10 protein-coding genes are annotated in these 12,881 nt (G+C 67.9%); 3 read left to right on the top strand and 7 right to left on the bottom strand.

The genetic code is table 11. The features are described 5' to 3' along the window. Positions 1-43: 43 nt before the first annotated feature. Positions 44-805, bottom strand: coding sequence for a 1-acyl-sn-glycerol-3-phosphate acyltransferase (locus tag N4G42_RS20255; protein WP_260668462.1), 762 nt, complete (start codon positions 803-805; stop codon positions 44-46). 54 nt (positions 806-859) lie between these two features. Beyond that, entirely contained in the window at positions 860-1,771 is a 912-nt protein-coding gene (locus N4G42_RS20250; protein ID WP_260668461.1) for an AraC family transcriptional regulator, read from the bottom strand. Positions 1,772-1,847: 76 nt separating this feature from the next. Here N4G42_RS20250 and N4G42_RS20245 point away from each other — a divergent pair, with 76 nt between their 5' ends. Continuing rightward, positions 1,848-3,287: a cytochrome P450 gene (locus tag N4G42_RS20245; protein WP_260668460.1), complete on the top strand. Its 1,440-nt coding sequence runs from the start codon at positions 1,848-1,850 to the stop codon at positions 3,285-3,287. 27 nt (positions 3,288-3,314) lie between these two features. On the opposite strand, the gene mtgA is transcribed toward N4G42_RS20245, so the two are convergent. The 4 genes from mtgA to N4G42_RS20225 form a co-directional block, all read right to left on the bottom strand. After that, positions 3,315-4,049 carry a monofunctional biosynthetic peptidoglycan transglycosylase gene (gene mtgA, locus N4G42_RS20240; protein WP_192420477.1) on the bottom strand — a complete coding sequence of 245 codons (735 nt, stop codon included), beginning with the start codon at positions 4,047-4,049 and terminating at the stop codon, positions 3,315-3,317. A 17-nt stretch (positions 4,050-4,066) separates the two neighbouring features. Next, positions 4,067-4,921, bottom strand: a complete 855-nt coding sequence (gene aroE / locus N4G42_RS20235; RefSeq protein ID WP_260668459.1) for a shikimate dehydrogenase — start codon at positions 4,919-4,921, stop codon at positions 4,067-4,069. A 126-nt stretch (positions 4,922-5,047) separates the two neighbouring features. Then, positions 5,048-5,908 carry an energy transducer TonB gene (locus tag N4G42_RS20230; protein ID WP_056746921.1) on the bottom strand — a complete coding sequence of 287 codons (861 nt, stop codon included), beginning with the start codon at positions 5,906-5,908 and terminating at the stop codon, positions 5,048-5,050. Positions 5,909-5,938: 30 nt separating this feature from the next. Next, on the bottom strand, positions 5,939-8,014 hold the full coding sequence (locus N4G42_RS20225) for a ribonuclease catalytic domain-containing protein (RefSeq protein ID WP_260668458.1): 2,076 nt from the start codon (positions 8,012-8,014) through the stop codon (positions 5,939-5,941). Between the two features lie 89 nt (positions 8,015-8,103). Here N4G42_RS20225 and N4G42_RS20220 point away from each other — a divergent pair, with 89 nt between their 5' ends. Beyond that, a complete protein-coding gene (locus N4G42_RS20220) occupies positions 8,104-9,699 on the top strand; it encodes a Wzy polymerase domain-containing protein (protein WP_260668457.1) in 1,596 nt (531 codons plus the stop codon). Positions 9,700-9,729: 30 nt separating this feature from the next. Here the strand turns inward: N4G42_RS20220 and N4G42_RS20215 are convergent, their stop codons facing one another. After that, on the bottom strand, positions 9,730-10,314 hold the full coding sequence (locus N4G42_RS20215) for a YqiA/YcfP family alpha/beta fold hydrolase (RefSeq protein ID WP_260668456.1): 585 nt from the start codon (positions 10,312-10,314) through the stop codon (positions 9,730-9,732). A 114-nt stretch (positions 10,315-10,428) separates the two neighbouring features. Here N4G42_RS20215 and N4G42_RS20210 point away from each other — a divergent pair, with 114 nt between their 5' ends. Beyond that, on the top strand, positions 10,429-12,867 hold the full coding sequence (locus tag N4G42_RS20210; protein WP_260668455.1) for a serine/threonine protein kinase: 2,439 nt from the start codon (positions 10,429-10,431) through the stop codon (positions 12,865-12,867). Positions 12,868-12,881: the final 14 nt, after the last annotated feature.

Genomic DNA, 12,881 nt, shown 5'->3' with positions numbered 1-12,881 from the left:
GGCGCAGCATTCGGCAAGGTCAGGGGCTTCGGACGGGTCATGCTCAGACTTCCCGCAGTGCGATGACGGCGCGGCGCGCGCGGTCGAGGAACGGGCGGCGCTCTTCACCCGCTTCGAGCTGGATGGGCGTGCCAAAGGTCACCGAACACAGGATGGGCACCGGCACTACCTCGCCCTTGGGCATCACGCGCTGCACGTTGTTGATCCATGCGGGCACCAGCACCACCTGCGGAAACATCTGTGCCAGCTTGAACAGGCCGGATTTGAACGACTGGGGCTCGTCGCCATGGCCGCGCGTGCCTTCCGGGAAGATCACGATGGAGTCGCCGCTCTCGAGCGCGCGCACCAGCGGGGCCAGCGGGTCGGACTCTGGCAGGGCGGAACGCAACTCCTCGGGGGTTGGCGCGCGCGGCGGGGCTTCGGGCGATGGGTCTGGGCCACCTGCGGCGGCCGTGTCTGCATCGCTCGGCGTGGCTGGTGCCCCACTGGGCTCGGCCGCCACCGGCGCAACTGGCCGTGCGGGCGTGGCCTGGCGGTCCACATACACGGCGTTGAACACGGCGGTGGTGATCCACTGCCGGAACGGAGTCTTCGTCCAGTAGTCCTTGGCAGCGATGGGCCGCGTGATGCTGCGCAGCTCTTCGGGCAGCGCCGCCCAGATCAGCACCATGTCGGCATGGCTTTGGTGGTTGGCAAAGTAGATACGCTGCTCGGCCTTGGGCGGGCAGCCATACCAGCGGGCCTGGGAGCCGGTGAGAAACCGCACGATCCCCAGCAGAAGGAAACTCATCAACTTGGCAAGCATGGCGGGGATGATACGGGCGCCGGGCCAGCATGCCAGGCAAGGACCTGGGCAGCGCTACACCCAGATGCGATAGGCCCAGAAAGCTTCGTCCCCATAGATGCCGTCATACAGCGCCTGCGGTGCATAGCCCGTGATGCGGCGCGTGACGCGGCACAGGTGCGACTGGTCCGAGAACCCGGCGCCCGCTGCGACGTCTGCCCATTTGACGCTGCCTTGGGATGCATCGGCCGCGATGGTGTCGAAGAACGCCTGCTCGGCCTTGCCAAAGCCGCGCAGCTCACGCAGGGGCAGCCCGGCCCAGCGCTTGATGCGCCGCTCCAGCTGGCGCAGGCTGCGGCCGGGGGCCGACAGGGCGGCGCGCTGCGCCAGATGTGCGGCCCAGTCGCCGTAGCGCTGTGTGGGCAAGGGTTGTGCGGGGCGGCAGGCCTGCCAGCGGGGCTCCAGAAAGTCTTCCAGGTGCTGCAGGCGGGCCGCGTTGTCGGGCAGGTTTTGCACCGTTTCGCACAGCGCCAGCCAGTCGGGCGGCAACAGGGATTGCGCGTCCACCATGCGGTCGGTCAGGGCGCCGGGGTCTACGCCGGTGAGCTGGTGCAGCGCGTCGGGCATGAACATCACCATCATGGCGTGCGTGGGCCCTGCGCAGTAGCTGGAAGTGGGGCGCGTCTGCGGGCCTGCCAGCACCCAGCGGCCGGGGTAGGCCTCGCGCGGGCTGTGTTCCGTGGGCATGGTGTCGGGGTGCTCGGCCACCAGGGCCTCGCTGCGGCCTTCAAACCACCAGCTCAGGCTGCACAAGGGGGATGCGGGGAACCGGTTGATGCGCTGCGCTTCGCTGAGCGCATGGCCCACCGTGCTGCGCGCCATGGCGGCACGCAGGCAGGCCGTGAGGCTGGCGCGCGGCAGCCACAGTTCGCCCGAGGGGATCAACCCGGCAGGGTGCCGGTGGGAAAGGGGGGCCAAGCTTGCCATGGGGCGCGAGTGTAGGCGACGGGGGCTGTCGCAATCGTTCAATACCGACTCGTCGCTGCGCTGCAGCATGTGGGGCATGAACTCGCCCACAGTCACCACGTCCTCTGTTACTTCTCCCACTCATGCCCCCACGCCTGCAACGCCACGCGGCCCGCGAACCCGTTGGTGGGGCCTGCCGCTGCTGCACGCCATGCGGGCCGACTACCTGGGCTTTGTCACCCAACTGCAGCGCGAGCATGGCGACCTCACCCGCATGCGACTAGGGTATGAAGATGCGTGGGACCTGATGCACCCCGACCTCGTGCGCGAGGCACTCGTCACCCATGCCGACCAGCTCATCCGCTGGGAGCGTGGCATTGCGGTGTTCGAAGAAGTGTTTGGCCAGAGCGTGCTGGTGACCGAAGGCGACACCTGGCAGCGCCAGCGCCGCATGCTGATGCCCGCCTTCACTCCCAAGCGGGTGGCAGGCTACGCGCAGCTGATGACCGATGCCGCCCGCAGCGCACTCGACGCTGCGGTGCCCCCGGGCCAGTCCGGTGCCCAGGTGGCGGTGGATGCGCTGTGGACGGACGTGGCCATGGACGTGATCCTGCGCACGCTGTTCAGCACCTCGGCGCAGGCCGATGCGCGCGAAGCCGCCTGGGCCACGCAGACGCTGTCGGAAACCGCCTTTCGCGAAATGTTCATGCCCTTCACCCTGCCCGACTGGCTGCCCCTGCCGGGCAAGGCGGCCAAGCGGCGCGCGATCCGGTCGTTGAAGGGGCTGGTTTGGCGCCACATCCATGCCCGCCAGGCCGAGGTGCCCCCGCCCGATGCCCCTGCGCGCACGGACCTGCTGCAGATGCTGCTGGCCCTGCGCGACGAGGAAACCGGCGAGGCCTTGTCTGCGCAAGAGGTGTTTGACCAGTGCATCGTCAGCTTCCAGGCCGGACACGAAACCAGCGCCACCACGCTGCTGTGGTGGACCCTGCTCATGGCCCAGCACCCCGAGGCCGCGCAGCGCGCCCAGGCCGAGGTCGATGCCGTGCTGCAGGGCGGCACCCCCGGCCCCGAGCATCTGGCCCAACTGCCCTGGCTGGGCGCCACGCTCAAAGAGGCGCTGCGCCTGTACCCCCCCATCGCCGCGCTGATGAGCCGCCGCACCATCGCGCCCATCACGCTGGGCGGCGTGCCGGTCCCCCAGGGCGCCATGCTGCGCATCACCCCTTGGGTGCTGCACCGCGATGCGCGCTGGTTTGCCGAGCCGGACCGTTTTGTGCCCGAGCGGTTTCTGGACGGCGCTCCGTCCATTCCTCGGGGCGCGTGGATTCCGTTCGGCCTGGGGCCGCGCGTGTGCATTGGCCAGCACTTTGCGATGCTGGAGATGACGCTGCTGGCGGCGATGCTGCTGCAGCGCTACACCGTGCGGCTGCCGGTGGGGGGCGCCGTGGGAGCGCCCCGGTTTCAAGTGACACTGCGGCCGGAGGGGGCGTCTGCGCTGTGGCTGCAGCGGCGCGATGCGCCGCTGGGGCGATAAGGCGCGCTGCTTACCTGTGGGTGAAGTTCAGGGCAGCTCCGCGCCGCCCATGCGCCCCAGGATCGTGCGTGTCCGTCCTGCCAGATACGCCGAGCCGGGCGTTTTCTCAAAGCGCTTGGGCGCGGGCAGCATCACGGCCAGGCGTGCGGCCTCGGCGGTGCTCAGGCGGCTGGCGCTTTTGCGGAAGTAGTGCTGCGCGGCCGCCTCGGCGCCGAACACGCCTTCGCCCCATTCCACGTTGTTGAGGTAGATCTCCAGGATGCGCTGCTTGGAGAGCAACTGCTCCAGCGCCAGTGTGAGAACAAACTCCTGCCCCTTGCGCAGCAGCGTGCGTTCGCCCGACAGCAGCAGGTTCTTGGCCAGCTGCTGGGTGATGGTGGAGCCACCCCGGATCTTGGGCGCACGCACCGGGCGCTCGGGGGCACGGGCCTGCGCCTTGCTGGCCAGGGCTTCGGCCTTGGCGTTGCGCTCCCAGGCTTTTTCGATGGCGTTCCAGTCCACGCCGTCGTGGTTCACAAAACCATCGTCTTCCGAGGCGATGACGGCGCGCTTGAGGTGGTCGGAGATGTCCGCGTACGGCACCCATTGCTGGCGCCAGGGCACGTGGCCTTTGCTGGCCAACAGCGTCCAGGCTTCAGAGCGCTGGAAGGTGGTGGATTGGGGGTTGATCGCCACCATGGCGGCAATGCGCAGCACGAAGAACAGCTGCAACGCCACGAAGGCGATCACCAGCAGTCCCAGCCAGCGCAGCACGGCTTTCATCGGGGCGTCCTCGGGGCTCAGGCCGCAATGGATTGCTGCATTTCGCGCAGCACCTGGGCCGAAGGCGGGCGCACACCGCGCCACAGCAAGAAGGCTTCAGCGGCCTGTTCCACCAGCATGCCCAGGCCGTCACGGGGCTCCGCACCGTGCTGGCGCGCCCAGTCGAGGAAGCCTTGCGCTGCGGGGCCGTACATCATGTCGTAGGCCAGAGCGCCCGGGCGCAGCACGCTGGCGGGGACCGGCACACCGCCGCCAGAGAGGCTGCTGGCCGTGGCGTTGATGATCACATCGAAATTGGCCGATAGCGCTAGTGGATCTTGTGCTGACAGCTCTGCTTTTTGTAGCGCTGCCAGTGCGCTGTGCGACTGCACCAGCGCTTGCGCCTTGGCCAGGGTGCGGTTGGCCACGGTGATGTGGCGGGCGCCTGCCAGCAGCAGCGGGCCCAGCACACCAGCGGCTGCGCCACCGGCTCCCACCAGCAGCACGTCGCGCCCGGCCAGCGACACCCCTGCGTTGTGCGTGATGTCGGCCACCAGGCCCAGGCCGTCGGTGTTGTCGGCGTAGATGCTGCCGTCGGCGCGAAAGGTGAGCGTGTTGGCTGCGCCCGCCAGCCGCACGCGTTCGCTGCACTCGGTCGCCAGGCCCGGTGCGTCGGTCTTGAAGGGCACGGTGACGTTGCAGCCGCGCCCGCCCTCTGCCGCGAACGCGCGCACGCCTTGGGCAAACCCGTCCATGGGCACCAGGCGGCGTTCATAGGCAATGTGCTCACCGGTCAGCTCGGCAAAACGGGCGTGGATGGCGGGCGAGCGGCTGTGGGCGACCGGGTTGCCCATCACGCAGTACAGGTCGGCAGGGGAGGCGGGGGATGTCATGGGTGGCTAGGGCGGCGTGGGGCTGGCAGTACGGGCGGCCGTGCGGTGTGTTCTGTGGGGCGGGCAGGTGGGCGTGGAGGCCTTGGCGGCCTGCGAGAAGGGCCTCGCTGCGCACCCGCCGGGCAGTTACTTCACAACGGTTTCCAGGGTCTGGTCGCGGGTGAACTTGAAGCGCGCCACCATGGCGATCTGGTCGGCCTTCTTGCGCATCTCGGCATCAAAGGCGCCAAACGGCCCTGCGGCGCGGGCAATGGCTTCGGCGCGGCGGTCCAGCGTGCCGTTGCCTGAGCCTTGCACGATCTCCGTGCCCAGCACGCGGCCGTCGTGGTTGACGGTGACGATCATCGTCAGCTCGCCGTACAGCTTGCGCCCGCCCTGCTCCGGGAAGTTTTCGGTGCCCTTGTCCTCGACCTTGCGGCGCAGCGCGTCGTAGTACACGGCGTAGGCTTCCTCGCGGGTGGCGGGGCTGATGTAGCGCTTCTTGGGGCGCGAGTTTTCTTCGTTGATGCGTTTTTCTATCTCGGCCAGCAGCTTGACCAGCTGGCGGCGCTTTTCCTGCTCGCTGGCCTGTTCTCCGCTCTGGCTGGCCTGGCGCGGATCGGGCGCGGGCATGGTGGCCAGCTGCTTGCGCAACTGGGCCAGCAGCTGGGCCTGCTGCTCCTGCATCGCGTCCATCTTGCGCTGGGCTTCTTCGTAGTCGTCACCGATGGTGGTCAGGGCCGAATAGGGCAGGGGGCTGGTGGCCCGGCCCTTCTCTGCATCGCCACCGCCTGCCAGGTTGGCCTGGGCAATCGCCTGGGCCTTGTCGGGCCGCTCGTTCGACTTGGCGTTGACCAGGATGACTTCGAGCGGCGTGTCCTGGAACACCCGGTTGAAGCCCTCGGGGTCAATGAAGCGCACGGAGATGAGTGCAGCGTGTACGGCGATGGACACGCCCAGCGCCAGCTGCAGCGTGCTGAAGGTGCGGAGGAAGGCAGGGAGTTTCATCGCCGGCAATTATCAGGGGCTGTCCGGGGCTTAGGCGGCCGGTGCTGCTGCAGTGGCGTCGGCGGGGGCCTCGTTCACGTCCACGGCAATGGCGATGGGCCCCGCCACGGTGTCGTCGTCCTCGGCATCGTCCACCGGGCCATCGTCGCTGGTGTCGGCGGGGTCGTCCAGGCGCTCGATCACGGTGCCGTGGATGTCCAGGGTGATTTCGTCCACCTCGCCCAGCTTGACCTTGAGGCGCGCGCCGCGCGGCAGGTTTTGTGCGCCCAGCACGGGGAACACGAGCGGAATGTCGTCGGCGCGGACAAGGAAACTGCCGCCCGGGCCTTCCTTGAACACGGTGGCGTTCAGCTCGGCGATGCCGTTCTGCTCCACATATTTCAGCGTCCAGAAGCGTTCCATGCCCGCCTGGTAGCCGTTGTAGGCGCTGTAGGCCGCGTCAAAGCTGCTGATGATGGAGAACAGGTCGGCGTCCTTGGGCTTGAAGGGCGCGGCCAGGGCGGCCGTCTTGCCGTGGCGGGCGCAGGCAATGATCTGCCACTGGTTGACCAGATCGGTGTAGCGGCGCAGGGGCGAGGTGGCCCACGAATACGCCTTGACGCCGATGCCCGCATGGGGCAGCGCCTTGGTGCCCATGCGCACCTTCACGCCCGGCGCCATGCTGGCCTGGCTGCGGTAGATGCCGGGCACGCCCAGCTCGGCCATCCAGCTGCCCCAGGTGCTGTTGGCCACGATCATGGCCTCGGCCACGATCAGGTCGAGCGGCGCGCCGCGCTGGCGAACGCTGATCTGCACTTGTTCATCGCCCGTGGGCTCGGCACCGTTGTTGCCGACCAGGCGGAAGTTGTAGTCCGGCCGGTTGAAGTTCTCGGGCTTGCCACGCACCACTTCGCGACGGGCCTTGAGGTCCTTGGCGAGGCGGTGCAAAAAGGATAGCTGTGGGCGCAATTCGGACAAGCGCTTGGGGTCGTTTTGGTGCTCAAACGCCGGGTTGGACAGCCATTCTTCGGTCACCACCGCATCGAGCTGGTCGTGGCGCAGGTTGGCGGCCACGTGCACGCGCTCCAGCTTGGTTTCGGAGCCCTTGAACTCCAGTGTGGCCTCGTCGATGGTCACATATAGAGACACGGCCGGGTTGGCGCGGCCTTCGTCCAGCGTGTAGGTCTGCACCACGTCATCCGGCAGCATGGTGATCTTGTAGCCCGGCATGTACACGGTGGACAGGCGGGCGCGGCCCAGCTGGTCAATGGCGCTGCCGGGCTGGATGGCCAGGCCCGGCGCGGCGATGTGGATGCCCAGCACCACGGTGCCCGAGCCCAGGCCCTGCACGGACAGCGCGTCGTCGATTTCGGTGGTCTGCGAGTCGTCGATGGAATACGCCTGTGCGGTGGACAGCGGCAGCTCGTCGGCAATGGCGGGCGCCGTGACGGCTGGAAAGCCCGTGCCCTTGGGGAAGTTCTCGAACAAAAAGCGCTTCCAGTGGAACTGGTAGGCCGAGTCGATGGCGCCCGCCTTTTGCAGCAGGTCCAGCGGTGCGGTGTGCGTGGCGCGGCTGGCCTCGACCACGGCCTTGTATTCGGGCGCGTTCTTGTCCGGCTTGAACAAGATCTTGTAGAGCTGGTCGCGGATGGGCTGCGGGCATTCGCCGCGTCCGAGCGCTGCGGCCCACTCGTCGATCTGCGCCAGGATGGCCTTTTTTTTCTCGATGGCGGCCAGCGCCTGCTGCAGGATCTCGGCCGAGGCCTTCTTGAAGCGGCCCTTGCCCGCGCGGCGGAAGTAGTGGGGCGCGTCGTACAGGCGGAACAGCGCACCGGCCTGCTGGGCCAGCGTGGCGTTCTCGGAGAAATAGTCTCGCGCCAGGTCGGCAAAGCCAAATTCGTCTTCGGGCGCGAACTCCCAGGCCAGGTCCAGCTCGATGGTCTCCGCCACGGCCTGGGCCTGGGCGACGAGTTCTGCCGGGGCGGGTTTTTCGAACTTCAGGAGGATGTGGGCGGCCTTGACCTTGACCCGTTTGCCCGAGTCCAGCTCCACTTGGGCGGAGGTATCGGCTTCGGACAGGATACGGCCGGCGAGAAATTTGCCGGCTTCTTCAAACAATGCGTGCATGGCGGCGATTGTCCCATGGGCGCCAGCGGGTACCCGGGCAGCCGCGCATATGATCCACGGCGCGCCCTTTCTGCCCGACCTGCCATCCCATGCCCTTTGCCACCATGGCCACGCCGCTGACACTGCTGGCACTGGCGCTGCCGTTCCTGTTCTGCTTCACGCAGGCCCCCATCAACAACTTCTGGCCCCTGCTGGCGTCCTGGGGCTGCGGCGCGGTGCTGGTGTTGCTGGCCCTGGCTCGCTGCGGCAGTTCGCCGGGGCGGGATCAGGAAGGGGAGACCGGGGTTGCGCCAGCCCTGGTGTCGAGCCGGATGCTGGCGGCCGGCCTTCTCGTAGCGGCACTGATCAGTGCAGTCATCGGGCTGCTGCAGTACTTTCTGGGGGACCCCGGCCTGCCAGGAGTGCAGCCCTCCACGCTGGGGCAGGCCATTGGCAACCTGCGCCAGCGCAATCAGCAGGCGACGCTGTTGAGCCTGGGTGTGTGGGCCTTGCTGTGGACCCTGGTCCAGAGGCAAGGGCGTTTGGAACAGCCAGGCTCTGTCAGCCCCCTTCAGACAGGGCAAGCTTGGCCCGGTTGGTTGACGGGTTGGCTGGTGGCTTGTGGGCTGGCATTGCTGGCGATGTCGAGCGCGGCCACGGCGTCGCGTACCGGTGCTGTGCAGTGGCTTTTGCTGTTGGGGCTGATGTTGTGCTGGCGCGCGTCTTGGGGGCGCCGGGCTTTGGGGTGGGGCATGTTCGGCCTGGTTCTGTACGGCGTAGCGGCGTGGGTGCTGCCCCTGTGGCTGCTGGATGCGACCGGATTTGCGTCGGATGGCCTGTTTGCGCGCATCGTCAACGAGGAGCCTGACTGCACCAGCCGCCGTGCGTTGTGGGCCAATGTGCTGCACCTGATCGCCCAAAAGCCCTGGGCGGGTTGGGGGTGGGGTGAGCTGGACTACGCGCACTACATCACGTTGTTTCCGGGCGAGCGGTTTTGTGCGCTGCTGGACAATGCCCACAACCTGCCCCTGCACCTTGCGGTGGAGCTGGGCGTGCCGGTGGCGCTGATCTTTTGTGCCGCGGTGGTGGTGTGGGTGCTGCGCGAAAAGCCCTGGCGCGAGACCGATCCAGCGCGGCAACTGGCCTGGGGCATCTTGGCGCCGCTGGGTCTGCACAGCCTGCTGGAGTTTCCGCTGTGGTACGGGCCGTTCCAGTTGGTCACGGTGCTGGCCGTCGCGTTGCTGTGGCGCTGGCAGCTGCCCGGCTGGGCAAGCTCGCTGGGCGCACGCCGGGGGGCGGCCGGTATCATCGTGGCCGCGCTGGCAACAGGGGCCTACGTGGGCTGGGATTTTTATCGCGTCGGCCAGCTGTACAAACCGCTCGCCGACCGGCCGCCGTCCCTGCGCCAGGACACCGTTCGCAAGGTGGGTAACACCCCTTTCTTCACCGATCAGGTCGATTTTGCGCTGCTGACCACCATCGAGCTTTCGCCCAGCAACGCGGGCCAAGTCTTTGCCGTGGCCAACAAGCTGCTGCACTTCTCGCCCGAACCCCGGGTGATCGAGCCGCTGATCGAAAGCGCCACGATGTTGGGGCTGGACGACGAGGCGGCGTTTCACCTCAAGCGATACCGCGCTGCGTACCCGGCGGACTATGAGCGGTGGCGGGAGCAGGGTCGGCGGATTTCGTCACACCTCAAGCCCTGACCGGATGCGCGGCGGACGGCCGCCGCGCGTTCAGGCCAGTTGCAGGAACTGGCTCACCAAGGGCAGGTAGTCCGCATAGTTGCCCAGCGCGTGGTCACCTCCCTCCAGTACCACCTGCTTGGCCTGCGGGTAGCGCCCCACCATCTCGCGCCAGTCCAGCACTTCGTCGCCCTTGGCAACGATGGCCAGCTCAGGGGCTGCGGGCGAGCGACCCCGCATGTCCAGGGCCTGCAACTCTTCGATGTACTCCGGCAAAAAATAAAAGCGCTCGCTCGGGTCGTGCCAGCTGGTCTGCTCGCCGATGTAGCGGGCGAGGTCGCGTGCCGGGTCCACGGCGGGGTTGAGCATCACGCTGGGGCAACCCGCGTGCTGCGCCACCCAGCTGGCATAGAAGCCGCCCAGCGACGAGCCAATCACGGCCATGGAATGCCGGGGCCAGTGGGCAATGCCCTGCGCCACCAGCGCCATGGCGGCCCGCGGCGATGGCGGCAACTGGGGGCACCAGAAGGTCACGGAGGGGTGGTGGGCTGCCATGTAGGCCGCGGTCTGGCGGGCCTTGGACGACGAGGGGGACGAGCGAAAACCGTGCAGGTACAGCAGGTGGGTGGTGGTCATGAGACAGAAAGTGATCGGGGCAGGGGAATCACTGCTTTAACCGGGCTGGCGCAGGCATAAGATGTGCGTACCGGGGCGCCACACCGTGCGGCGCCTGGTTTTGCTACCCGCACCATGACCGATTTTGCCCCGCTTTCCACTGCCAGACGATGGGCGCTCGGATCAGGCGATAAGCCGCCTGCCTCGCTGGGTCGGTTTGAACTCAAGAAGCAGCTGGGCCGGGGCGCCCAGGCCACCGTGTGGCTGGCGCTGGACCCCCGCCTGCAGCGCGAGGTGGCCATCAAGCTCATGCGCCCCATGCAGGACCAGGACCCTTCCGTGCTGGAGCAGTGGCTGCGCGAGGCGCGCCATGTGGGGCGCTTAGCCCACCCCTACATCGTGCCGGTGTTCGAGGCCGACGTGCAGGGCTCGCAGCCCTATATCGTGTTCGAGTACGTGCCAGGCCACACGCTGGCCGAACACCTGGCCCAGCAGGGGCGCTGTACGCCGCATGACGCCGTGGCGCTTTTGGTGGATGTGCTTGATGGCTTGCATGCCGCCCACCAGGCGGGCATCGTGCACCGCGATCTCAAGCCGTCCAACATCATGATCGATGCGCACCGGCACGCCCGGGTGATGGACTTTGGCATGGCGGCTCCCGTGCAGGCCGCGCCCGATGCACAGCTGGCCAGCGGCACGCCCGCCTACATGGCACCGGAGGCGGCGGCGGGCGCTGCGCCCACCCCGGGGATGGACGTGTATTCCGCCGCGTTGGTGCTCATCGAGATGCTGACGGGGCGCCCCCTCATCCACCAAAAAGACACCTGGCAGGCCCTGTACCGCATTGCCAACGAAAACCTGGCGCTGCCCGCCGACCTGGGCCCCGGCGTGGACGACGGCCTGCGCGCCATCCTGCAGCGGGCCATGGCACGCGACCCGGCGCAGCGCTACGCCACGGCGGCGGACTTTCGGGATGCGCTGCGCGCCTGGGCTGCTCCGGCAAGTGCGCCATCGGCCGCGGGCAACGCCACGCTGGACTTTTTGCTGCGGCGCATGCGCCACAAGAGCGACTTCCCGGCCTTGTCGGATTCTGTGGCCCGCATCCAGCGTGTGGCCAATTCGGAAGACGACAGCATCAGCGACCTGACCCACGAGATCCTGAAAGACGTGGCGCTCACCAACAAGCTGCTGCGTCTGGTCAACAGCGTGCACTACGCCCACGCCAGCCGGGGCACCATCAGCACCGTGTCGCGCGCGGTCAGCCTGGTGGGCTTCAATGCAGTGCGGAACATGGCGCTGAGCCTGGTGTTGCTGGACCACATGCAGGACAAGGCCCATGCCAGCCAGATGCGCGAGGAATTTTTGCGCGCCATGATGGCGGGCTCGGTCGCGGCCGAGCTGTGCAGCACCAGCCAGGCGGCCGAGGAGGCCTTCATCGGGGCGATGTTCCAGAACCTGGGGCGCATGCTGTGCGAGTTCTACTTTCCTGAAGAGGCCCGGCAGGTGCGCAGCCTGGTGGCCTCGGGGCGCATGGAGGGCGGGGAAGAGGCTGCGTCGGTACAGGTGCTGGGCCTCGGGTTTGAGGATCTGGGGGTGGGCGTGGCGCGCGTCTGGGGTCTGCCCGAAAGCCTGCAGCGCTGCATGCGCAAGCCGCTGGGCTCACCCATGCAGCGCGCGCCCGAGCAGGGCGTGGAGCGTTTGCGCTGGGCCGCCATGGCGGCCAACGAGGTCGCCAGTGCCCTGCTGTTCAGCGAGCCCGCCCAGCTGGAGGGGCAACTGGGGCAGGTGGGCACACGCTACGCCCGCACCCTGGCGCTGTCGGCCGAGGCCATTGCCGACGCCACGCTGCGCGCGCGGCACAAGCTGGTGGCGCTGGCCGAGGCGCTCGACCTGCGCGTGGACCCCGACACGCCGGCAGCCCGCCTGCTCAAGCTGCCTTCGGCCGCCGGGGCGCAAACCGCACCCGACGATGCCCTCGGCGCCCACGAGTTGCGGGTGACGGGAACCCAGCCCCTGCCCGCCGTGCTGGAGTCCCAGGCGGGTGGCGCAGTGTCGGTAACACAGGTCAATGAAGTGCTGGCGGCGGGCATCCAGGACATCACCAACGCGATGGTCGAGAGTTTTCAGCTCAACGATGTACTGCGCATGATCCTGGAGACTATGTTCCGCGCTCTGGGTTTTCGGCGCATGGTGTTTTGCCTGCGCGAGGCCCGCACCGACATGTTGACCGGCCGCTTTGGCCTGGGGGAGGGCAGCGAGGTGGCCGTGCGGGCCCTCAAGGTACCCCTCAAGGCCCAGGGCGACCTGTTTGCCGCCGTGTGCCTGCGCGGTGCAGACACCTTGATCAACGACGCCACCGAGCCCCGCATGCAGGCGCGACTGCCCGAGTGGTACCGCAAGGGCGTCAATGCACCGTCGTTCCTGCTGCTGCCGCTGCAAATCAAGGGGCAGCCCTTTGCCCTCATCTATGCCGATCAGGCCACACCGGGGGGCATTGTGGTGGATGACAAGGCCCTGGGCCTGCTGCGCACCCTGCGCAACCAGGCCGTGATGGCCTTCCGGCAGGCAGGGTAGTGCCGCTGTTGGCG

The organism is Acidovorax sp. K2F (genome assembly GCF_025246485.1).
GTDB lineage: Bacteria > Pseudomonadota > Gammaproteobacteria > Burkholderiales > Burkholderiaceae_C > Acidovorax > Acidovorax delafieldii.
The sequence above is the reverse complement of the archived record's forward strand: the minus strand, read 5'-3'. Positions and strand labels throughout refer to the sequence as shown.